This is a genomic window from Pantoea jilinensis, from assembly GCF_019104105.1.
GTDB lineage: Bacteria > Pseudomonadota > Gammaproteobacteria > Enterobacterales > Enterobacteriaceae > Pantoea > Pantoea eucalypti.
On record NZ_CP077746.1, the window covers coordinates 116,921 to 136,715 of the forward strand.

At 53.5% G+C, this 19,795-nt stretch carries 23 protein-coding genes; 7 read left to right on the forward strand and 16 right to left on the reverse strand.

Annotated elements, in window-relative coordinates; genetic code table 11:
• Positions 1-49 precede the first annotated feature (49 nt).
• The 6 genes from KTJ90_RS00515 to KTJ90_RS00540 form a co-directional block, all read right to left on the reverse strand.
• The gene (locus KTJ90_RS00515) at positions 50-694 is read right to left on the reverse strand and encodes an oligosaccharide flippase family protein (RefSeq protein WP_003851343.1); all 645 of its coding nucleotides are present in this window, start codon (positions 692-694) and stop codon (positions 50-52) included.
• An 82-nt stretch (positions 695-776) separates the two neighbouring features.
• Entirely contained in the window at positions 777-1,043 is a 267-nt protein-coding gene (locus KTJ90_RS00520; RefSeq protein ID WP_499025781.1) for a hypothetical protein, read from the reverse strand.
• 433 nt (positions 1,044-1,476) lie between these two features.
• Positions 1,477-1,872, reverse strand: coding sequence for a hypothetical protein (locus tag KTJ90_RS00525; RefSeq protein WP_039660561.1), 396 nt, complete (start codon positions 1,870-1,872; stop codon positions 1,477-1,479).
• 136 nt (positions 1,873-2,008) lie between these two features.
• On the reverse strand, positions 2,009-3,151 hold the full coding sequence (locus KTJ90_RS00530; protein ID WP_499025783.1) for an alanine racemase: 1,143 nt from the start codon (positions 3,149-3,151) through the stop codon (positions 2,009-2,011).
• Between the two features lie 234 nt (positions 3,152-3,385).
• On the reverse strand, positions 3,386-4,309 hold the full coding sequence (lpxP, locus tag KTJ90_RS00535) for a kdo(2)-lipid IV(A) palmitoleoyltransferase (protein ID WP_003851339.1): 924 nt from the start codon (positions 4,307-4,309) through the stop codon (positions 3,386-3,388).
• Between the two features lie 426 nt (positions 4,310-4,735).
• On the reverse strand, positions 4,736-5,599 hold the full coding sequence (locus KTJ90_RS00540; protein ID WP_442844242.1) for a YicC/YloC family endoribonuclease: 864 nt from the start codon (positions 5,597-5,599) through the stop codon (positions 4,736-4,738).
• A gap of 156 nt (positions 5,600-5,755) precedes the next feature.
• On the opposite strand from KTJ90_RS00540, the gene KTJ90_RS00545 reads away from it, so the two are divergent.
• Positions 5,756-6,181: a DUF3574 domain-containing protein gene (locus tag KTJ90_RS00545; RefSeq protein ID WP_442844241.1), complete on the forward strand. Its 426-nt coding sequence runs from the start codon at positions 5,756-5,758 to the stop codon at positions 6,179-6,181.
• A 38-nt stretch (positions 6,182-6,219) separates the two neighbouring features.
• On the opposite strand, the gene KTJ90_RS00550 is transcribed toward KTJ90_RS00545, so the two are convergent.
• Positions 6,220-7,404 (reverse strand): NupC/NupG family nucleoside CNT transporter, encoded by a 1,185-nt coding sequence (locus tag KTJ90_RS00550; protein WP_003851335.1) that lies wholly within the window; start codon positions 7,402-7,404, stop codon positions 6,220-6,222.
• Positions 7,405-7,554: 150 nt separating this feature from the next.
• Between KTJ90_RS00550 and rph the strand changes: the two genes are divergently transcribed.
• Together rph and pyrE are read left to right on the forward strand one after the other, a co-directional pair.
• A complete protein-coding gene (gene rph / locus KTJ90_RS00555; protein WP_003851334.1) occupies positions 7,555-8,271 on the forward strand; it encodes a ribonuclease PH in 717 nt (238 codons plus the stop codon).
• Positions 8,272-8,320: 49 nt separating this feature from the next.
• The gene (gene pyrE, locus KTJ90_RS00560; RefSeq protein ID WP_003851333.1) at positions 8,321-8,962 is read left to right on the forward strand and encodes an orotate phosphoribosyltransferase; all 642 of its coding nucleotides are present in this window, start codon (positions 8,321-8,323) and stop codon (positions 8,960-8,962) included.
• 35 nt (positions 8,963-8,997) lie between these two features.
• On the opposite strand, the gene slmA is transcribed toward pyrE, so the two are convergent.
• The 3 genes from slmA to coaBC all read right to left on the reverse strand — a co-directional run bounded on the left by slmA (position 8,998) and on the right by coaBC (position 11,370).
• The gene (gene slmA, locus KTJ90_RS00565; RefSeq protein ID WP_039660564.1) at positions 8,998-9,594 is read right to left on the reverse strand and encodes a nucleoid occlusion factor SlmA; all 597 of its coding nucleotides are present in this window, start codon (positions 9,592-9,594) and stop codon (positions 8,998-9,000) included.
• A 119-nt stretch (positions 9,595-9,713) separates the two neighbouring features.
• Positions 9,714-10,172: a dUTP diphosphatase gene (gene dut, locus KTJ90_RS00570; RefSeq protein ID WP_003851329.1), complete on the reverse strand. Its 459-nt coding sequence runs from the start codon at positions 10,170-10,172 to the stop codon at positions 9,714-9,716.
• Complete coding sequence (gene coaBC / locus KTJ90_RS00575) at positions 10,150-11,370, reverse strand: bifunctional phosphopantothenoylcysteine decarboxylase/phosphopantothenate synthase (RefSeq protein ID WP_499025785.1); 1,221 nt, start codon at positions 11,368-11,370, stop codon at positions 10,150-10,152. Before coaBC ends, dut begins: the two co-directional genes overlap by 23 nt.
• A 180-nt stretch (positions 11,371-11,550) precedes the next feature.
• Here coaBC and radC point away from each other — a divergent pair, with 180 nt between their 5' ends.
• The 4 genes from radC (at position 11,551) to mutM (ending at position 13,751) form a co-directional block, all read left to right on the forward strand.
• Positions 11,551-12,207 (forward strand): RadC family protein, encoded by a 657-nt coding sequence (radC, locus tag KTJ90_RS00580; protein ID WP_003851323.1) that lies wholly within the window; start codon positions 11,551-11,553, stop codon positions 12,205-12,207.
• A gap of 241 nt (positions 12,208-12,448) precedes the next feature.
• The gene (gene rpmB, locus KTJ90_RS00585) at positions 12,449-12,685 is read left to right on the forward strand and encodes a 50S ribosomal protein L28 (protein WP_006121249.1); all 237 of its coding nucleotides are present in this window, start codon (positions 12,449-12,451) and stop codon (positions 12,683-12,685) included.
• A 19-nt stretch (positions 12,686-12,704) separates the two neighbouring features.
• Positions 12,705-12,872, forward strand: a complete 168-nt coding sequence (gene rpmG / locus KTJ90_RS00590) for a 50S ribosomal protein L33 (RefSeq protein ID WP_003024094.1) — start codon at positions 12,705-12,707, stop codon at positions 12,870-12,872.
• Positions 12,873-12,941: 69 nt separating this feature from the next.
• Positions 12,942-13,751 carry a bifunctional DNA-formamidopyrimidine glycosylase/DNA-(apurinic or apyrimidinic site) lyase gene (gene mutM / locus KTJ90_RS00595; protein WP_003851319.1) on the forward strand — a complete coding sequence of 270 codons (810 nt, stop codon included), beginning with the start codon at positions 12,942-12,944 and terminating at the stop codon, positions 13,749-13,751.
• Here the strand turns inward: mutM and coaD are convergent.
• The 6 genes from coaD to KTJ90_RS00625 all read right to left on the reverse strand — a co-directional run bounded on the left by coaD (position 13,748) and on the right by KTJ90_RS00625 (position 19,689).
• A complete protein-coding gene (coaD, locus tag KTJ90_RS00600; protein WP_003851317.1) occupies positions 13,748-14,227 on the reverse strand; it encodes a pantetheine-phosphate adenylyltransferase in 480 nt (159 codons plus the stop codon). The two genes, mutM and coaD, sit on opposite strands and share 4 nt — an antisense overlap.
• Entirely contained in the window at positions 14,224-15,000 is a 777-nt protein-coding gene (locus tag KTJ90_RS00605) for a glycosyltransferase family 2 protein (RefSeq protein WP_499025788.1), read from the reverse strand. Before KTJ90_RS00605 ends, coaD begins: the two co-directional genes overlap by 4 nt.
• A complete protein-coding gene (gene waaA, locus KTJ90_RS00610) occupies positions 15,000-16,274 on the reverse strand; it encodes a lipid IV(A) 3-deoxy-D-manno-octulosonic acid transferase (RefSeq protein ID WP_003851314.1) in 1,275 nt (424 codons plus the stop codon). The genes KTJ90_RS00605 and waaA overlap by 1 nt, the downstream gene beginning before the upstream one ends.
• Positions 16,275-16,366: 92 nt before the next feature.
• Positions 16,367-17,500 carry a glycosyltransferase family 4 protein gene (locus tag KTJ90_RS00615; RefSeq protein ID WP_499025790.1) on the reverse strand — a complete coding sequence of 378 codons (1,134 nt, stop codon included), beginning with the start codon at positions 17,498-17,500 and terminating at the stop codon, positions 16,367-16,369.
• Entirely contained in the window at positions 17,493-18,569 is a 1,077-nt protein-coding gene (gene rfaQ, locus KTJ90_RS00620; protein WP_008926952.1) for a putative lipopolysaccharide heptosyltransferase III, read from the reverse strand. The genes KTJ90_RS00615 and rfaQ overlap by 8 nt, the downstream gene beginning before the upstream one ends.
• A 73-nt stretch (positions 18,570-18,642) precedes the next feature.
• Positions 18,643-19,689 carry a glycosyltransferase gene (locus tag KTJ90_RS00625; protein ID WP_003851308.1) on the reverse strand — a complete coding sequence of 349 codons (1,047 nt, stop codon included), beginning with the start codon at positions 19,687-19,689 and terminating at the stop codon, positions 18,643-18,645.
• Between the last annotated feature and the right edge of the window lie 106 nt (positions 19,690-19,795).

Sequence of the window (19,795 nt, forward strand, 5' to 3'; positions counted from 1 at the left end):
CCAACGCATCGTTTCGGATGCTCAGAGCCCACCATACAGACTTATTTTATTATTTGTTTCTTGCACGAATTTTAGCAAAAGCATTCAGACTAAAGTGATATTCCGGCTGGAACCATGAGCGACCATAGTAGCAGTAAATCAGCATGCGAATGGAAGCCATCGCAAGGTAACCCCAGATCGCACATAATACAGAAGGTGTCAGCCAGACGGTAAATAAGGTGACTGCAAGTCCGGCTAATACTGAGGACGTTTCAGCAAAAGCAATGCGTGTATATTGCTTTTCACGCTGCAATACCGCGCGGTAATGCTGACCCTGAGGAATGATAATAAACACCACTGAAACCATCTGCAGCATGAGAGCCAGTTCGGGCTGATTAAACAGGCTGTTCAGCAGGTGACTGCCCGTAAATAACAGACCAAACACCGCGACACCCATCAACATATTACCCCAGTAAATGGTTGAGAGGTCATTGATTGAGAGCATACAGCGACGGATCAGTGTATTTGAGAAGCCGCGATCGGCCAGAGTATCAATAAACAGTAAGGCAATTATGGCAATCGCCAGCAGGTTAAGCTCATTCGCCTGCAGAATCTGCGCCAGCAACGAGAGTTGCAACACGCCAATGCCAATAATTTTGATTGAAGAGAGCAGAGACCATTTTGCGCTATTAAGACTGCTTTCACGTATTGCCATAATATACTCGTTAGAGTTCATCAACTCTGTGAGAATTAAATAATTGTGTAACGGCAAGAAGAGGTTGCTGTGACACCGTTAGTTAGTGCAATTTTTCCGGCCGAAGTCCTGAAATACCTCTCCAGGCTTGCCATGTTATTATTGATTTAATCAAATGATGCTCAGATAAAAAATAGATATCCCTGGTGAATTCCCTGTTTCGTGTCATGGCGGAATCCCCTGCAGCTAACAGAAATTCCGCCAGATCACGAATAAATCCTTTTGTATTTTTATATTCTCCTGCCAGCATCCTTGCGGCAATCTCAACGAATTCTTTTTCTGATAACAAAGGATAGGTTGAGCGGTCCATGACTTTTTCCTGCTTTATCATTATGGGTATTGCTGTGTGTGGAATGATTTATACATTGTTTTATTTAATTTAACACCATAAGAAAAGTCTGATTACACGACCGCAGAAATAAATGGTTTCACTTTATGCATGATAAATATTAAATCTTCAGGAGAGCAGTGATAAACAATTGTTGATGATTAATGTATGTCTCTAAGGCAGAAGGTCATCAGGGGAGACAGAGAAGCCTGAAATCCGGGAAGATCAGCTATGTGAAAGCGGGTTAAGCCAGGAATTTTCCTGGCGGAGATGCTTAAGCAGGGTTGGTGGTAAATGTGTATCGGGGATGAGTAATCAGATAAGCGCTTTATGCTTTAATGTCAGAAGTTTTTCTATTTTTTTTCGTTAGCGACCAGCGATAAGTACAGAGAAAAACGTACGCTAAGTCCTTGATTTACTGTGTCAGAAGCTGATTGAGTTTCTCCAGATCATTGCTAACCCATTCAATATCCTGCTTAAATCTCTCATCTGAAGTAAATGGCTGGCGATAAACCGTAACCATTACCTCGGCACCCTGTTCATTAGCGATCACGCGCATCGGCACATAGATCTCCTTTCCTGAGCCGTTATCAATCCAGTGATCCATTACGCCAAACGGATTGTGTGGTGAAAACCTGAGCTTCACATTGCCCAGGGGGCCTTTAGCACGCCAGCGATGTCCATCGGGTTCTAATGCACTGTGCGTTAACCCGGATGCCCATTTTGCGAAAAATTCCGGCTTCCAGATAGTTTCATAAAGATCTAACCAGTGACGTGGGATCGTCAGGCTCAGCGTGCGAGAGGAGAGCATGTAACCTCCAATGGATAAGCGAAAAAGGCATTAAAGCATGGGGCCAGACTTGTTAAAACGGTGTAACAGTAGAAGTGTGGTGTTGACAGGGTTTCGTACAAAAGGCAGACAACGGATGAGGCTGTCTGCCGCAGAATCAGATGAAGTTGCCACGCGCAGAAACGGCATGATCTTCGCTATGGCCACTGGCGTGGCGCAGAACAAAGCCATCCGACTGCGCCATCACTGCGCAACTGTGATTCGGGAAGATACGCAGCAGCGTGCCGACTTCAGGGCGGCGATCCTGAAACAGCAGAAAACCGTGCTCCTCGGATAACTTCGTCACTTCATAGGTATTGCCCGCTTCGTCTGCTGCAACACCAAAGCCGCTGGCATTGGTGCCGTGCGGCCCTTTATCCGAACTCAGCATTTTTGATCCGGCGTCAACAATGGCGAAATGATCGTTTACCGCCACAACGCGGGTAATGACGCTCATTGCCAGTTGATCGACGTGGCTTAACCCAAGGCGGCAGGCAGTAAGATCCAACAGTGCATAGTTACCGGGCCGGATTTCATTAATGCAGGGCGCAATCTCTGCTGCCAGCGCAGTTGGGGTTGACCCCACTGAGAGAGGGCAGTCGGTAAAACCCGCAGCCTGCAGTTTTGCCTGAACGCGCTGCATCAATGCCGTTTCCTGGCGGGCGACCTCCGCAATGGCTGCGGCATGACCCGCACCATAAGCGTGACCGGCATGTGACACTAATCCGGCAAAGCGTAATCCCTTGTCCTGTAATGCCTGGGCAATCAACACGGCGTCATCTGTATCGGGATTGACGCCAATGCGATGTAACCCAACATCCACTTTAATCGCCACCGCCAGCTCGCACCCTGGCTGATGCTGGCAGGCCTCAGCGATCGCCGCCACGCCCTGCAGGCTGTCCGCAATCAGGGTGAGTCTGACCTGATGAAGCACGGCGAGGCGCAGTAATTCAGCCACGCTTTGCGGATGTACAACCGGATAGGCTAACAACAGATCGCGTATACCACCCTGAATAAAACTGGTGCCTTCGCTGGGTTTTGAGACGGTGATCCCCTGCGCGCCAGACTCAATCTGTCGCCGGGCAATCCAGACGCTTTTATGCGTTTTGATATGCGGACGCAACGCGACGCCAGCCGCACGGGCTTTGCGCTGCATATGCTGCAGGTTGCATTCCAGGCGTGCTGCATCCACTTCAATGTAAGGTGTGAGGCGATCGTCAATCAGCGGACGCTGCCACTGCTGTGTGTCATTGATATCCATAAGGTGTCCGTTAATAACGAGATAAGAAGATTCATCATTCCCTAATAATCTCTCTGATACCAGCCTGCTTACCGCAGAACAGGCATGTTGAGCAGCAGAAACAAGAGCCATTGCTATAACGCGAGAGGCATGATGAGGAGAGGGGGATCGGGAAAGAGGAAAGGGAGGAACAAAAGGAGTGAACCCGGAGATTAAAACAAAAAAGCAGGCACGCGGCCTGCTTTATCAGTTTACTCAGATATAGAGTGACTGTTCACCCGGCGGACGGGTTTTGAATCGGCGATGTAGCCAGAGGTACTGTTCGGGTGCACGCAGGATCTGATTTTCGATCACTTTATTCATGTAAGCGGCAGCAGCAGCCTCATCGGTATGAGGATAATTTTCCAGCATCGGTTCGATGATTAAATGGTAGCCATCATTTCCTGGATTACGAATCAGCATAATCGGTACCATCGCTGGCTTCGCCAGACGCGACAGAACAAAAGTCCCGTTGGTAGTGGCAGCTTTTTCCACCGCAAACAGTGGCGCAAAGGTGCTGCCTTTAGGGCCGTAATCCTGGTCTGGTGCAAACCAGACCGATTCACCCTGTTTCAGAGCATGAACCATACCGCGCAGATCACGACGGTCAATCATCGCTTTATTAGAACGCATGCGGCCTTTGGTCTGCACATACTCCATCGCCTGATTATTGTGCGGGCGATACATCGCCATCATCGGCTGACAGAGTCCACTGATGCGTCCGCCCAGCTCCAGCGACATGAAATGTACGCCAATCAGCATCACACCGCGCTTTTCGTTCTGCGCAGCGTGAAGATTATCCATACCTGAAACGTTAAACAGGCGTTTTACTGCCCGGTCAGACCAGAACCAGGCAATACCGGTTTCAGCCAGGGCCATGCCTAGCGATGCGAAGTTACCAGCGATCATGTGTTCGATTTTTTCTTCACTGATACCCGGGAAGCAGAGTTCGATGTTACGACGGGTAATACGCTCGCGGCGCTGCAGGAAATGGCGAGAGATTTTGCCGGCACCGGCACCGAGACGCATGAGAACAGGATAAGGAAGCTGGACCAGCAGCCAGAGTACGCCAAGGCCAAACCAGGTAAACCAATAACGCGGATGCAGCAGCGAACTGCTAAATTTTCCGGTGTTTTTCATTAACAACCTTCATGGAAGTTGAGGGGGGTATCGCATAAAGAGCACTTCCATGAGTCTTAAAGCGGTACGGCTGTATTGAATTCGACCGATACTTTATCAAAAAGTGCCTTCAAAAAAAGGGAAACTCCGTGATTCACAGGATTGATCTGTTTCATGGAGACAGTGCGTCGGGAACGTAAAAAGAGTTAAATCCAGAAAAATTATTTTAAAATCAGCAATTTAAAAAGAAATCATCCTAAATGCAAAGCATGATTAAAGTGTGTTCCGGAAGTGTCTGGAAATGAACGTTTATCAATCTTTACGTGATAATGAAGCCGCAGGTGGGAGTCAAAAGCCACATAGGGAGGTGAAACCCGAAAGATAATGCCTGAAAAATGAACAAAGCGCCATTGCTGACGCTTTATAACTGACCTGCCGGGCGGGAAATTACTCGATATTCTGAATCTGCTCGCGCATCTGTTCAATCAGCACTTTCAGTTCGATCGCGGAAGTGGTGATCTCGGCGTTGATCGACTTTGATGCCAGCGTATTCGATTCCCGATTGAACTCCTGCATCATGAAATCGAGACGGCGGCCTACAGCCTCTTTCTTTTTCAGGATGTTGTAGGTCTCTTTAACGTGTGCATCCAGACGATCCAGCTCTTCGGATACATCAACACGCTGCGCCATCATCACCAGCTCCTGCTCAAGGCGATTGTTTTCCAGCTGGACTTCAGCATCTTCCAGTTTGGCGACCAGGCGTTCACGCTGCCATTTGATCACGTCAGGCATCTGCGCGCGCACTTTGCTGACTTCCTGCGAAACGCTTTCCAGACGCTGTTCAATCATCGCTTTCAGCGCGGTGCCTTCGCTTTCGCGCGCCGCAATGAAATCGTCCAGCGCGCCATCCAGTGCCTGTAACAATTGTGTGTTGATGGCATCCAGATCCTGCTCCTGCGCAGACATCACGCCCGGCCAGCGAAGAATATCCAGCGGATTAATCGCGCCTTCGTCGCTCTGCATTTTTACCCAGTTAGCAGCCTGCACCAGCTGTTTCGCCAGCGTTTCATTCAGCATCAGTTCGCCCTGAGCGCTGGGATCGGCATCATAACGCAGGTTGCACTCAATTTTACCGCGCGTCAGACGCTGGCGAATGCGCTCGCGGATAACCGGCTCCAGCCCACGAAACTGTTCAGGCAAACGGATGTAAGTTTCCAGATAACGCTGGTTAACAGAACGCAGCTCCCAGGCTGCGCTGCCCCATTCGCCTTTGGCTTCGCTGCGGGCATAAGCGGTCATACTGCGGATCATAAGCGGTACTCAATTTACGGAAAGATGGGTGAAGTATAGCGAGGCGAGCCACGCCATAACAGGCATAAGCGTCTTACAGGAAAATAACGAACTATTTCCGCTTTCAGCGGCAGCCACATATGATGACCACTGGTCACCTATGAGGATAACTGATTTATGTCCCGCGTTATTGCATTCCCTGTTGTAATGGCTCTGCTGCTGGTGGGTTGCCAGACGCGCCACGCGCCGCCGACTAAACCGCACCCCATCTGTGCGGGTGGCGACATGATGATGCAGACCACGTTGTGGTTCGGACTCAGCAAGCCAGATGGCGGCAGTGTGAGTTCACTCGACTGGATGAACTTCGTGGATAATGAAGTCACGCCACGTTTCAAAGCGGGATTGTCGGTCTATGACGCTAAAGGTCAATGGCTGGGCGAGAACGGTCAACTGGCAAGAGAGAACAGTAAAGCGTTGATGCTGATCCACGGTATCGATCCCGCGACCAATTATGATATTGAGGCGTTACGTACCCTCTATAAAAAACGGTTTGGTCAGGAGTCGGTTATGCGGGTAGATGCACCCGTCTGTGTCGGGTTCTAGGGCGAAAGCGGGCGGCGAAGCTGCCGCCCGCTAAATAGTCAGATAAACAGACCGGCAAAGGCCGCAGAGAGCAGGCTGACCAGTGTGGAGCCATAGACCAGCTTCCAGCCAAAGCGGGAAACCACATTTCCCTGTTTCTCGTTCAGGCCTTTTATTGCGCCCGCCACAATGCCGATCGAGGCAAAGTTAGCAAAAGAGACCAGGAACACCGACAGAATACCCAGCCCGCGCGCACTCATGCCCGCCGCGACTTTCTGCAGTTCAATCATCGCCACAAACTCATTCGCGACCAGCTTAGTCGCCATGATGCCTGCCGCCTGCAGGGCATCGGCTTTCGGAATCCCAATCAGCCAGGCCAGAGGATAGAACAGATAGCCGAGCAGCTGCTGGAAGCTGTAGCCAAACACCGCCGCAAACAGCGCGTTAACGGCAGCAATCAGAGCAATAAAGCCAATCAGCATCGCCAGAATAATCATCGCCACTTTGAAGCCTGCCAGGATGTACTCGCCCAGCATCTCGAAGAAGCTCTGCTCTTCATGCAGCTTTTCCAGCGCGATAGGCTGCTCATCCCGGCTTTCCATCGGGTTGATGATCGACAGGATAATAAAGGTGCTGAACATGTTAAGCAGCAGTGCAGCAACCACATACTTCGGTTCAATCATCGACATATAAGCACCGACAATCGACAGCGAAACGGTGGACATCGCGGTCGCTGCCATGGTGTAGAGCCGGCGCGGTGGGATATCACCCAGAATCCCTTTATAGGCGATAAAGTTTTCTGACTGACCGAGGATCAGTGTGCTGACGGCGTTGAATGACTCCAGCTTGCCCATGCCGTTAATCTTCGACAGCAGCGTTCCGAAAACACGAATCAGTAGCGGCAGGATGCGCCAGTGCTGCAATATGCCGATGAGTGCCGAAATAAAGACAATCGGACAGAGCACACCAAGGAAGATAAACGCCAGCCCCTGTTTGCTCATTCCGCCAAAAACGAACTCCGTGCCCTGCGCCGCAAACCCCAGCAACGTCTCAAAGAAACCGGCAAACGATCCGACCAGTGCCAGCCCTCCGGCGGAGTGAAGGAAGAACCAACCCAGCGCGGCTTCCACCACAATCAGTTGAATAATAAAGCGCAGACGAATCTGTTTACGGTCATGACTGACCAGCAGCGCAAGGGCGAAAATCACCACCAGCGCCAGCAGGAAATGAAGAATGGCGGCCATATGTCTTTTTTATCAGAGAGAAAGGAAAGCGCATTTAGCCACAGCTGGCCGGAAATTTCATCTGATGCCTGCTTCAGGCAGGCGCAAGAGACAGCGGGCAAGGAAGTCCGTATAATGCGCAGCCAATCATTAGCAAGCCGGAGAATACCCATGCGTCCAGCAGGCCGTAGCGCACAACAGGTGCGTCCAGTCACATTGACCCGCAATTACACCAAACACGCAGAGGGTTCCGTTCTGGTGGAATTCGGCGAAACGAAAGTGCTTTGCACTGCCTCCGTAGACGAAGGGGTTCCGCGTTTCCTTAAAGGCCAGGGCCAGGGTTGGGTCACAGCCGAATATGGCATGCTGCCGCGTTCGACCCACAGCCGTATGGCGCGTGAAGCCGCAAAAGGTAAACAGGGTGGCCGTACGCTGGAGATTCAGCGTCTGATTGCCCGTTCACTGCGCGCCGCGGTTGATCTTAAAGCGCTGGGTGAATTTACCATTACGCTCGATTGTGACGTAATCCAGGCCGATGGCGGCACCCGCACCGCATCAATCACTGGCGCCTGTGTGGCTCTGGCTGATGCGCTGAACAAGCTGGTAGCCAGCGGCAAACTGAAAGCAAACCCGATGAAGGGCATGGTCGCCGCGATTTCAGTGGGCATCGTCAAAGGCGAAGCCCTGTGCGATCTGGAGTATGTTGAAGACTCAGCCGCAGAAACTGACATGAATGTCGTGATGATGGAAGATGGCCGCATGATCGAGGTGCAGGGCACCGCCGAGGGCGAACCCTTCAGCCATGAAGAGCTGCTGACGCTACTGGCGCTGGCGCGCGGCGGAATTGAGGAACTGATTCAGGCGCAGAAAGCAGCGCTGGAAAATTGATGTAACAGGCGACCTCAGAGTCGCCTTTTCTTTATTTGAGGAGTGAGAGATGAAAGCCTGGCAGCGTCAGTTTATTGAATTCGCCCTGAACAAGCAGGTGCTGAAGTTCGGTGAGTTCACTTTGAAGTCCGGGCGTAAAAGCCCCTATTTCTTTAATGCCGGTCTGTTTAACAGCGGACGGGATTTAGCGCTGCTGGGACGCTTCTACGCGCAGGCGCTGGTGGATGGCGCTGTTGATTTCGATCTGCTGTTTGGTCCGGCCTATAAAGGCATTCCGATTGCTACCACCACGGCAGTGGCGCTGGCTGATCATCATGACCGCGATGTGCCTTACTGCTTTAACCGTAAAGAAGCCAAAGATCACGGTGAAGGTGGCCTGCTGGTAGGCAGTCCGCTGCAGGGCAAAGTGATGCTGGTGGACGACGTGATCACAGCGGGCACGGCGATTCGTGAGTCGATGGATATTATCGGCGCGCACAACGCCACCCTGGCAGGTGTGCTGGTTTCGCTAGATCGTCAGGAGCGTGGACGCGGAGAGATGTCGGCAATCCAGGAAGTGGAACGTGATTACGGCTGTAAAGTGACCGCGATTATTACCCTGGCAGACCTGATTTCCTGGCTGGAGGAGAAGCCTGAGATGGCCGATCACCTGGCTCAGGTCCGTGCTTATCAGAAAGCGTACGGGATTTAACAGAGGCGGGCGCAATGCCCGCCTTCTTTGACGCTTTACGTTAGCTGAGCAGCCATGAGTGGCCAGCGGGCCTCAAAGTCTGCGGTAGGACTGAAACGAAACTCAGAACGGACATACCGCGACAGCAAACCTTCACAGAAAGCCAGCAACTGACTTGCCAGCAATGCTTCATCAGCCTGAAAAGCCTCGCCCTCACGCATTTTCCGCTCACGCATGACCTGTCGCAGTTGCACTTCAATCCGCTCAAACAGTTGATTGATACGTCCCTGCAGTCGGTCCTGCTCAAACATCAGAGCATGGCCGGTCAGTATGCGCGTCAGTCCCGGATTACGCTCACCAAATCCCAGAATCAATTGCACGATCAGACGCAGACGCGTCATGGTCTCTTTTTCATCCTTGAGGATCAGATTGATGCGGGTAATCAGACTGTCTTCGATAAACTCAATCAGACTATCGAACATGCGTGTCTTGCTGGGGAAGTGACGATACAGCGCCGCTTCGGAAACACCCACTGTGGCTGCCAGTTTGGCTGTGGTGATACGCTGACTGCCATCGCCCGACTCCAGCATCTGCGCCAGCGCCTGCAAAATCTCTTCGCGACGATTCCGCTTCGCGACTTTTTTTTCTGCCATGACCTTAAAGACCCCTGAAATTCACCTAAATACAGGCAACACCTACGCATCTGCCACAGGAACGCGTCCTGCAGCGATGAGGAAAAATAACGGGCGTAAGTGAAAGTCGGTAATGCGGGTTACTGGCGACCGGAGTGGCCGAAGCCGCCTTCGCCGCGCTGGCTGGCGTCGAAATCTTCAACCAGATTAAATTCAGCCTGGACTACCGGTACAAACACCAGTTGTGCCATGCGATCGCCGGGCTGCAGCGAGAAACTTTCCTGACCACGATTCCACACCGATACCATCAGCTGTCCCTGATAGTCCGAATCAATCAGACCCACCAGGTTGCCCAGCACGATGCCATGCTTATGGCCAAGGCCCGAGCGCGGCAGGATTACAGCGGCCAGATCGGGATCAGCGATATGAATCGCCAGGCCGGTCGGAACCAGCGTCGTGGTGCCTGGTGCGATGTCGAGAACATCATCAATGCAGGCGCGTAAATCTAACCCAGCGGAACCTGAAGTGGCATAGGTCGGCAGTGGAAACGCTTTGCCGACGCGCGCATCCAGAATTTTAACGTCTATTTTTTTCATCATAACGGCTGACAATCTCGTCTATTAATTGTTGGCCAAGGAGAGACTTATCGCTGAGCGGTAAGCGTTTTTCTCCATCCTGCCAAAAAAGGTGAAGAGCATTGGTGTCGCTATTAAACCCCTGTCCGGCTTTAGCGACATCGTTAGCGCAGATCAGATCCAGATTCTTGCGCACCCGTTTTTGCCGGGCGTATTCTTCCACATTCTGTGTTTCAGCAGCAAATCCGACGACGAATGGCCGGTTTTCCTGAAGTGCGGCGACGCCGGCAACAATATCGGGATTCTTTACCAGGTTCAGCGTGACGTTATCATCGCCGCCCTGTTTCTTGATTTTATCGGCCGCAATATCGGCTGCCCGGTAGTCTGCCACGGCTGCGCTTGCAATGAAAATATGTTGTTTATCTATCTCACTCATCACAGCGGCCTGCATCTCCAGCGCGCTGGTAACATCAACGCGTCGCACACCCGCAGGTGCAGGCAGGCTGACCGGGCCGCTGACCAGCGTGACCTGAGCACCACGTCGGGCAGCCGCAGCGGCAATCGAAAAGCCCATTTTACCGGAGCTGTGATTCGTGATGTAGCGCACCGGATCCAGCGCCTCTCGGGTCGGGCCGGCGGTAATCATAATGTTGAGATGTTGCAGATCGTTGACGGGCGTGGCCCACTGAAGCGCATGGTCAACAATCGCCAGCGGGTCCAGCATCCGGCCCGGCCCGACGTCGCCACAGGCCTGGCTGCCGCTGTCCGGCCCCCAAATCAGCACCCCCCGCGCGTGGAGCGTCTGAAGGTTTTGCTGGGTCACCGCTGCGCGATACATCTGCTGATTCATGGCTGGCACGACCGCCACGGGTGAGGCCGTGGCCAACACGGCAGTGGTCACCAGATCGTTTGCCATGCCAGCAGTCACACGGGCAACCAGATCGGCAGTGGCCGGAGCCAGCACAATCAGGTCGGCCCATTTTGCCAGTTCAATATGACCCATCGCCGCTTCTGCAGCGGGATCAAGCAGATCGTCAAACACCGGATAGCCGGAGACGGCCTGCAGGCTGAGCGGAGTGATAAACGCTTTGGCACCTTCCGTCATCATCACGCGCACATCAGCGCCGCGATCGCGCAGGCGCCGCACCAGCTCAGGTGCTTTATACGCTGCGATACCGCCGCTCACGCCAAGAAGAATTTTTTTACCGGCTAATCCCATCATGATGTTGGCCTCACTAAGCTCTCTGCCGCTCGCGGCGGCGAATGCACGGACTTTATCACAAAAGCGTGGATGCGCCTTTTCACCGACTGCGTTTGCGAGCCGTCTCGTAGATTGCCGTTCCATTGATAGCCGCACTCTGCGGGATGAGCCATTCTGAGGCTCATCTCAGGGAGAGCGAAAATGAAAATCAAGGGACCACGGGAAAAACTCCAGAAACTGGGCGCAAACTCGCTCACCGATACCGAATTGCTGGCCATTTTTCTCCGCACCGGATCGCCAGGGCAGAACGTCCTTGAACTGGCCGGAGAGATGCTGGAGGGGTTTGGCTCGCTTTATCTGCTCATGACATCAGACAAAGCGGCATTCGGTGAAGTCAAAGGTATCGGCGATGCCAAGCTGGCGCAACTTCACGCGGTTGCCGAACTGGCGAAGCGATTTTTCGCCAGCAAACTGGTTCGCGAAAGCGCCATGGAGAACCCACAAATCACGCGCCAGTATCTGCAAAGTTTGCTGGCTCATCAGGAGCGTGAGATCTTTATGGCCCTGTTTCTGGATAACCAGCATCGGGTGCTACGGGCACAAAATATGTTCTCGGGTTCTATTAATAGTGTGGAAGTTCATCCTCGTGAGATCGTTCGGGAGGCGCTGAAACTCAACGCAGCTGCTCTGATACTGGCGCATAATCACCCGTCGGGCATGGCCGAACCGAGTCGCGCAGACCGCGAAGTGACCCACAAAGTCAGTGAGGCCTGCCAGCTATTCGATATACGCTTGCTCGATCATCTGGTGATTGGGCATGGCGAATATGTCTCCTTTGCCGAGCGGGGATGGCTCTGATAGCGGGAAATTTCGCGCCAGGTGGCGGCTTTTTGCCCGATCATTCGGGATCTTTATCTGTTCGGGACTTGAGCACTTGGGCTGAGCGGCGTATACTACGCCACCTTTGAGAATCTCGGGTTTGGCGGTTAGGCCAGCTTAGCGGGTTCCATGGAATTCGCCTGGCGGGCTGCAAGCCTGACGAGGCGGCCCAAACCTAATTTTTAAAGCTCGAGCTGATTTGATTTTTGGAGATATTGACATGTCACGAGTCTGCCAGGTAACTGGAAAGCGTCCGGTGACGGGTAACAACCGTTCCCACGCAATGAACGCGACGAAACGCCGTTTCCTTCCGAACCTGCACTCACACCGTTTTTGGGTTGAGAGCGAGAAGCGCTTCGTTACTCTGCGTGTATCTGTTAAAGGTATGCGTATTATTGATAAAAAGGGCATTGATACGGTGTTAGCCGATATGCGTGCCCGTGGTGAGAAGTACTAAGGTACTAAGGAACTGAATCATGGCTAAAGGTATTCGTGAGAAGATCAAGCTGGTTTCCTCTGCTGGTACAGGTCACTTCTATACCACCACGAAGAACAAACGTACTAAACCAGAGAAGCTGGAACTGAAAAAGTTCGATCCGGTTGTACGTCAGCATGTGCTCTACAAAGAAGCTAAAATTAAGTAATTTTAGTGTTCTGCTAAAAACCCGGCTCCGGCCGGGTTTTTTGTTTGTGTAAAACGCTGAGGAGAGGCTATGCCAGAGTTGCCAGAGGTTGAAACCAGCCGCCGCGGTATCGAACCGCATTTGGTCGGTGAAACCATCCTTCACGCCGTGGTGCGTAATTCACGTTTGCGCTGGCCCGTTTCGCAGGAGATCCTGGCGCTGAGCGATCAGCCGGTTCTCAGCGTGCAGCGCCGGGCGAAATATCTGCTGCTGGAGCTGCCGCATGGCTGGATTATTATCCACCTTGGCATGTCCGGCAGTCTGCGCGTGCTGTCAGAAGAGTTGCCAGCAGCGAAGCATGATCATGTTGATTTAGTGATGAGCAACGGCAAAGTGCTGCGCTACACCGACCCGCGCCGCTTTGGTGCCTGGCTCTGGAGCAGCGATCTGGCGGGCAGTAGTGTGCTGGCCCATCTCGGGCCGGAGCCACTCAGCGAGCAGTTTGATGGGGCTTACCTGTTTGATAAGTCACGCGGCAAGCGGACGCTCATTAAGCAGTGGCTGATGGATAACAAAGTGGTGGTGGGCGTGGGCAACATTTATGCCAGTGAGTCACTGTTTACCGCCGGGATCGTTCCCGATCGTGCTGCCGGAAGCCTGTCTCAGGCCGAATCAGAACTGCTGGTGAATACCATCAAAGCGGTGCTGCTTCGTTCGATTGAGCAGGGCGGAACCACGTTGCGTGACTTCTTACAGACAGACGGTAAGCCGGGCTACTTTGCACAGCAGTTGCAGGTCTATGGCCGGGCGGGTGAACCCTGTCGGGCATGCGGTACGCCGATTGTCAGCGGCAGGCATGGGCAACGCAGCACTTACTGGTGCCCGAACTGTCAGCATTAAGCCAGTTTAGCCAGCAATGCCTGATGCACTGGCGCGGGCAGGAAGGCGCTGACATCGCCTTTGTGACGCGCTACCTCTTTGACCAGTGAAGATGAGATAAACGAGAAGCCTTCAGACGGCATGAGGAAAACGCTCTCCAGTGTTGGCAGCAGGTGACGATTCATCTGCGCCAGCTGCATTTCATATTCAAAATCTGACACCGCTCGCAATCCACGAACCAGCACGTTCGCCTGCTGGTCACGGGCGAAATTCGCCATCAGGTCGCTGAACCCGACCACCTCAACGTTAGGCAGATGGGCCACCACTTCACCGGCCAGCGCCACGCGTTCATCCAGACTAAACATCGGTTTTTTGCTGGGGCTAGCGGCAACAGCCAGAATAACCTCGTCAAACATCTGTGCTGCCCGCGTCACGATGTCGACATGGCCAAGCGTCACAGGATCAAATGTACCGGGATAGATGGCTTTCGTGGTCATACTCGCCCTTTTGCCGAAGCGTGATTCAGCGCCCAGAGGGCTGAATATTTATTGAAGGTATATTGCGCGTTGACCACCGCCAGAATCCAGCCCTGCCTGCCGTCGAGAAAACCGGCACGCAGCAGCAGCGTTTTTACAAATGCGCCCAGCGTGTGGCTGAATACAGAAAAGAGGCCGCAGCGCTTACCGCGCTGATGGCGTTCTGTGGCCCAGGCTTCAGCATAGGCCAGTTGCTTGCGCTGAAAGGCGATTAAATCGCGGCAGGTCAGATGTTCCAGATCGCCAGGCAATGCCACTACCGGCGCGCCGTCACTCTGCAGGGATTCATGCACCAGATTGTCATTGTAGCGGAAGGTGCGGGGATAGAGGCGCATCACGCGATCGGGATACCAGCCACTGTGGCGCATAAAGCGACCGAGAAACAGGTTGCTGCGGCCCAGGCTATAAACCGTGCGGCTGGGTGGGGCAACCAGCACCTGCTCAATTGCAGCACGCAGTTCGGGTGAAACGCGCTCATCTGCATCGATCATCAAAATCATGTCGCCGGTAGCATAGCCCTGCGCGCGCTGGCGCTGGATACCATAACCCTGCCAGTCATCATTCTGATAGACCTGCGCAGCGGCCTGGGTGGCGATGTTGACGGTGTCATCCCTGCTGCCAGAGTCCAGCACGATAATTTCATCGGCCCAGCTGACCGAGGCCAGGCAATCAGGCAGCAGTTCCGCTTCATTTTTGGCGATCATCACTACGGAAAGACGTTGGCGTACTGACATTAGTGAGTCCGGGGTGGCAGATGCGGTTCGAGTAACTGTAGCAAACGCTGGAGCGCACCCTGATTCTGGTGCAACACGTCTACCGCATGGCGTCCGTAATAACGGCGGTAATCATCATCCTGCAAAAGATTAGTGACTTCTTTTTCCAGCGAAATCACGTCGGTGACCGTAATCAATCCCTGGCCTTCCTGCAGCTTGCTGCAGATATCTTTGAAGTTCCAGATATGGGGCCCCATCAGAACCGGAAGTGCATGGGCAGCAGGTTCGAGCGGATTGTGTCCGCCCCGTTCAACCAGGCTGCCACCGACCAGAGCCAGATCGGCAATGCCGTAGAGCAGCATCAGTTCGCCCATGGAGTCGCCGATGACCACCTGCGTTGAGCCGGAAGGGATCTCGCCGCTGCTGCGCAGGATAAAACTAAAGCCGCGTTCCTGCGTCAGTTCGCGGGCATCGTTGAAGCGCTCGGGATGGCGGGGAACCAGAATCAGCAGCAGATCCGGAAAGGTCTGCAGCAGGCGGCGATGAGCATCCAGCACAATGGCCTCTTCGCCTTCGTGTGTGCTGGTGGCTATCCACACCGGTCTGCGCGGCGCCCACTGACGACGAAGCGTCACCGCTCTGGCGGCCAGTTCTGGCGTGACGGAAATATCAAACTTCAGGCTGCCGGTAATGGCCAGTTGTGAACGTTTCAGGCCCAGGCTCAGGAAGCGGTCGCCATCTTCAGTGTTCTGCGCGGCGATTAGCGTAATGCTCTGCAACAGGCGTCGCATAAACTTACCCAGCTTGCGGTAGCCTTTGGCGGATCGGGCCGAGAGGCGGGCATTGGCGATCACCAGCGGAATATTACGCTGGTGCAGAATGCGGATAATGTTCGGCCATAGCTCGGTTTCCATGATGATCACCAGCCGTGGATTGACCGTATCAAGAAAACGATTAATTGAACCCGGCAGATCATAAGGCAGATAGACGTGATGTACATCTTTACCGAAAGCAGATTGCGCACGTTCAGAGCCGGTCGGCGTCATCGTGGTAACGGTAATCGGCAGAGTCGGGTAACGATGACGAAGTGCGCGCACCAGCGGGATCGCGGCAAGGGTTTCCCCCACAGAGACCGAGTGCAGCACAATGCCGTCAGGCTTCACTTTGCCGACACAATAGCCATAGCGTTCTGCCCAACGTTTGCGATAGGCAGGCGCTTTACGACCGCGCAGCCACAGGCGCAGCCAAATGAGTGGCTGAATTAAGTAGAGCAAGGCGGTGTAAATGGTCGTCATAGTTACCGTTACAGCAGGTTCGCGTCTAAAAACAGATTAAAATCAGATGACGGCATGTTATCAGAAACCCCGCATGCACTCATCCCACATTGTCAGTTGCTACCCAGTACCTGCTGATAAAGCGAAGTCAGTGACTGCGCCAGTCGTTGTGGGCCATAAGGTTCAATTTTACGCCGTGCTTCCTCACCCATTCGTGAATCCAGGGAAAGTGGCGGTATTGTATTAACAGCTTGATTTAACCCCTTGATATCCAATGCATCGCAGACGAAGCCTTCCTGACCAGCGGTAATAAATTCTGCGCCACCACAGCCGGTGCTGGTAATCACGGGCAAGCCGCAGGCCATCGCCTCGAGCACCACATTCGGGAACGGGTCGTAGAGGGTAGGCAGCAGAAGGCCATCCGCTGCGTGATAATAGGGTTGTACATCCTGCTGTACGCCGACAAAGCGCAGTCGGTCCAGACAGTTAAGCTGATTTGCCAGCTGCTGATAACGTTGCAGCTGCTTATCCTGACCCACCACAATCAGATAGCGATCGCTGGCGGCCAGTGCCTGTATGGCCGCTTTCAGCCCTTTACGCTCAAAGCCGGAGCCGACATAAATCAGTACGGTAGCGGCATCGGGCAGCCCCAGTTGCTGACGGGTCGCGCGACGAGCTGTTTCCGTGGCGGGCTGGAAACGGCTGGCGTCGATAGCGTTATGAATAACGTGGATTTTTCCGGCGTCGAGCGGGAAACAGCGCAGAATATCGCGCTTTACCATTTCTGAATTACAGATCACCGCTTTTAGCGTCGGAGAGGTAAACATTTCGGCTTCCGCCTGCAGCACATAGCGATGATAGGGACTAAGCGTTGCACTCAGCCGTTGCCATGATGTGACGATGCGGGCGCGCTGTTCCAGCCAGACGCGATGCACACCATCACCCGCGCGGAAAATGTCACAGCCTGCGATACGCTCATGGCTTTGCACAATATCGAACTTTTCCCGCTCCCAGCAGGCGCGGGCTGCACGGGCAAAACCGCGCTCACGGGATACCCGTCCCAGCTTTGAAGGATTACAGATATGTAGATGCCAGTCAGGATTGGGCGTGCCTTGCCAGCTGCGGGTAATGATATTGAGATCGAGCTGTTCGCTGCCCAGCGCTTCCAGCGCGCGTGAGATAAAGCGCTCAGCACCGCCATCCGGGCGATATTTCTGCCGGACAATCGCCAGCCGTAACTTACTCATTCAGGTAGCTCCTCGCTGCCGCGACCACATCCTTTACCGGAATGGCCGAGAGATAACGCTTGTCAGTTTTGGTGTCGATAGAATCGGGCGAGGGCAGCGGGCCATAATCGCCCGCCCAGATAACATGATTGTTGTCGCCCCATGGCCGCCAGTGCTGCAGCTTGGTCGGACCAAACAGCGCAATACAGGGGGTTTCAAGTGCAGCAGCCATGTGCATCGGTGCGGAGTCGACACCAATAAACAGCCGGGCGTGATCGATTAGCGCCGCCAGTTGCGGCAGCGTGAACTGACCCGCCAGCGAAACCACATCCTGCGATACACAGAGCGCCCTGATACGGTTAATCATCGCCAGCTCCTGCTTATCCGGCCCGGCGGTAAGCACCACTTTGCGGCCCGGCTGCGCCAGTTGATCAAGCGTGGCGGCAACGCTCTCCTCTTCCCAGCATTTAAAGCCCCAGCGTGAGGTCGGCTGCACCACAATATAGGGTGCGGTGACATGATGTTCCGCCAGTCTGGCCTGCACAATTTGCTGGTCAGCGTCGCTGTAGTGCATTGAGACGCGTGCGTTATCACTGCTAATGCCGAGAGGTGCCAGTGCAGACATATTCTGCTCAACGGTATGCAGTTTGCTGTGATTATGTGTCGGGACCAGCCGGTTATGACACCATCGCCACAGCACGTTATCACGTTTTTTATAGGCGAAACCGATGCGAACGGGTGCCGCAGAGAGCCGCGTCATCTGGGCTGCGCGCCACTGATCGGCCAGATTTATCACCAGATCATAATGGGCGGCACGCACGGCGCGAATTAATGCACGCTCATGGCCCAGCTTACGCCAGGTGCCCTCCTGCTTCCATTTGCGATCAATGACGTGCAAATGGCGGATAGCCGGATGCGCTTCCAGCATCGGACGCGTCTCTTTATAGAGCAACACGTCAATGCTGGCCTGCGGATAACGCTCATGAAGCGCATTGATGGCGGGCGTTGTGAGCAGCATGTCACCATGATGGCGCAGCTTAATCAGTAATATATTTTTTGGAGAGAAGTTTGCTGGAATCAGGCTGGCCATAAACAAGAGTTCTCAGAATTCAGTGAGCCGATTGTAGGGCAAACCCTTTTTAGGATAAAGCCAGCCTCAAAGGTTATTTATTACGCCAGCGATAGAGTCGTGCCAGCCATAACAGCAACTGATACCACTGCTTAATGCCTCTGGCATTACGTAACATGCGCAGGTGTGTCCGGGTTGTGAACAGGTCGGCAATGATCGCCTGGCGTGCGCGGGGGTCAGGCTCGCGTCTCACACTGTGACAAACGCTGAGCGCTTCATGGGTCACCTGATAGTGAAATGACGGGTAGATCTTCACGCGGTCACGATAACGATGGTTAAGCTCTTCCAGCAGTCGCGCAATCTTCAGGTAGTGACGCTGATATTCAACGTTGCGCTCGCCAGTGCGTTTGCGATTGCTGATGGAGGCGTCATGCATATAGTAGCGATAGAGTACGGCTTCGGTATACCGCACGCGTTTTGCCAGCAACATAAACTCGGTGGTCCAGGGAATATCCTGATGGTGCAAACCCGGTTCGAACTGCAACTGATGCTGCTCAATCAGTTCCCGGCGATAGATTCCCAGCCAGACCACATGCATATACCGATGGGTTTTCAGCGCGGTATTGAGCCAGTCGGCCCCACTCAGCACCGGTGTGCTGCGCAAACGATCCAGCGGAATCAGCGGTTTTACTCGCTGGCTATGTTTGAAAAACCACTCGGCGTTGCACTGTGCCGCATCCAGATTGTCCGCTTCCGCCAGCGTCACCAGCGTCTGATACATATCGGGCTGCATGGTGTCATCCGCATCAGGAAAGGTGACATATTTCCCGCGGGCTATCGCCAGCCCGGCGTTGCGGGCACGCGATACACCGCCATTTTCCTGATGAATCACACGAATATGAGCATGCTGCTGTGCATACTGGTCGGCACGCTCGCCAGAGCCGTCGGTGGAACCGTCATCGACAATTATGATTTCCAGCGCAGTCAGCGTCTGCGCCAGTAGCGCCTGCATGAACTCATCAAACATGCTGCCCGCGTTATACATCGGGGTAATGATACTCAGCAGAGGAGACGTACTCATGACAATATCTGCACCGGCGTTGTATTCACTGCGAAAGGGCGTTGCCTCGTCATAAATCATTTCCAAATCAGCAGAATGAAATCAGGGAATGCATGATTATAAAACGGTGTGGCTTCCCTGCTTTACGAAAAACCACGCCCGACAACAATAATGCGCTATATGCGCT

Coding starts and splice junctions, on each gene's coding strand:
- KTJ90_RS00515 (WP_003851343.1), bottom strand. CDS start 694: ATGGCAATACGTGAAAGCAGTCTTAATAGCGCAAAATGGTCTCTGCTC.
- KTJ90_RS00520 (WP_499025781.1), bottom strand. CDS start 1,043: ATGGACCGCTCAACCTATCCTTTGTTATCAGAAAAAGAATTCGTTGAG.
- KTJ90_RS00525 (WP_039660561.1), bottom strand. CDS start 1,872: ATGCTCTCCTCTCGCACGCTGAGCCTGACGATCCCACGTCACTGGTTA.
- KTJ90_RS00530 (WP_499025783.1), bottom strand. CDS start 3,151: ATGGATATCAATGACACACAGCAGTGGCAGCGTCCGCTGATTGACGAT.
- lpxP (WP_003851339.1), bottom strand. CDS start 4,309: ATGAAAAACACCGGAAAATTTAGCAGTTCGCTGCTGCATCCGCGTTAT.
- KTJ90_RS00540 (WP_442844242.1), bottom strand. CDS start 5,599: ATGATCCGCAGTATGACCGCTTATGCCCGCAGCGAAGCCAAAGGCGAA.
- KTJ90_RS00545 (WP_442844241.1), top strand. CDS start 5,756: ATGTCCCGCGTTATTGCATTCCCTGTTGTAATGGCTCTGCTGCTGGTG.
- KTJ90_RS00550 (WP_003851335.1), bottom strand. CDS start 7,404: ATGGCCGCCATTCTTCATTTCCTGCTGGCGCTGGTGGTGATTTTCGCC.
- rph (WP_003851334.1), top strand. CDS start 7,555: ATGCGTCCAGCAGGCCGTAGCGCACAACAGGTGCGTCCAGTCACATTG.
- pyrE (WP_003851333.1), top strand. CDS start 8,321: ATGAAAGCCTGGCAGCGTCAGTTTATTGAATTCGCCCTGAACAAGCAG.
- slmA (WP_039660564.1), bottom strand. CDS start 9,594: ATGGCAGAAAAAAAAGTCGCGAAGCGGAATCGTCGCGAAGAGATTTTG.
- dut (WP_003851329.1), bottom strand. CDS start 10,172: ATGATGAAAAAAATAGACGTTAAAATTCTGGATGCGCGCGTCGGCAAA.
- coaBC (WP_499025785.1), bottom strand. CDS start 11,370: ATGATGGGATTAGCCGGTAAAAAAATTCTTCTTGGCGTGAGCGGCGGT.
- radC (WP_003851323.1), top strand. CDS start 11,551: ATGAAAATCAAGGGACCACGGGAAAAACTCCAGAAACTGGGCGCAAAC.
- rpmB (WP_006121249.1), top strand. CDS start 12,449: ATGTCACGAGTCTGCCAGGTAACTGGAAAGCGTCCGGTGACGGGTAAC.
- rpmG (WP_003024094.1), top strand. CDS start 12,705: ATGGCTAAAGGTATTCGTGAGAAGATCAAGCTGGTTTCCTCTGCTGGT.
- mutM (WP_003851319.1), top strand. CDS start 12,942: ATGCCAGAGTTGCCAGAGGTTGAAACCAGCCGCCGCGGTATCGAACCG.
- coaD (WP_003851317.1), bottom strand. CDS start 14,227: ATGACCACGAAAGCCATCTATCCCGGTACATTTGATCCTGTGACGCTT.
- KTJ90_RS00605 (WP_499025788.1), bottom strand. CDS start 15,000: ATGTCAGTACGCCAACGTCTTTCCGTAGTGATGATCGCCAAAAATGAA.
- waaA (WP_003851314.1), bottom strand. CDS start 16,274: ATGACGACCATTTACACCGCCTTGCTCTACTTAATTCAGCCACTCATT.
- KTJ90_RS00615 (WP_499025790.1), bottom strand. CDS start 17,500: ATGAGTAAGTTACGGCTGGCGATTGTCCGGCAGAAATATCGCCCGGAT.
- rfaQ (WP_008926952.1), bottom strand. CDS start 18,569: ATGGCCAGCCTGATTCCAGCAAACTTCTCTCCAAAAAATATATTACTG.
- KTJ90_RS00625 (WP_003851308.1), bottom strand. CDS start 19,689: ATGATTTATGACGAGGCAACGCCCTTTCGCAGTGAATACAACGCCGGT.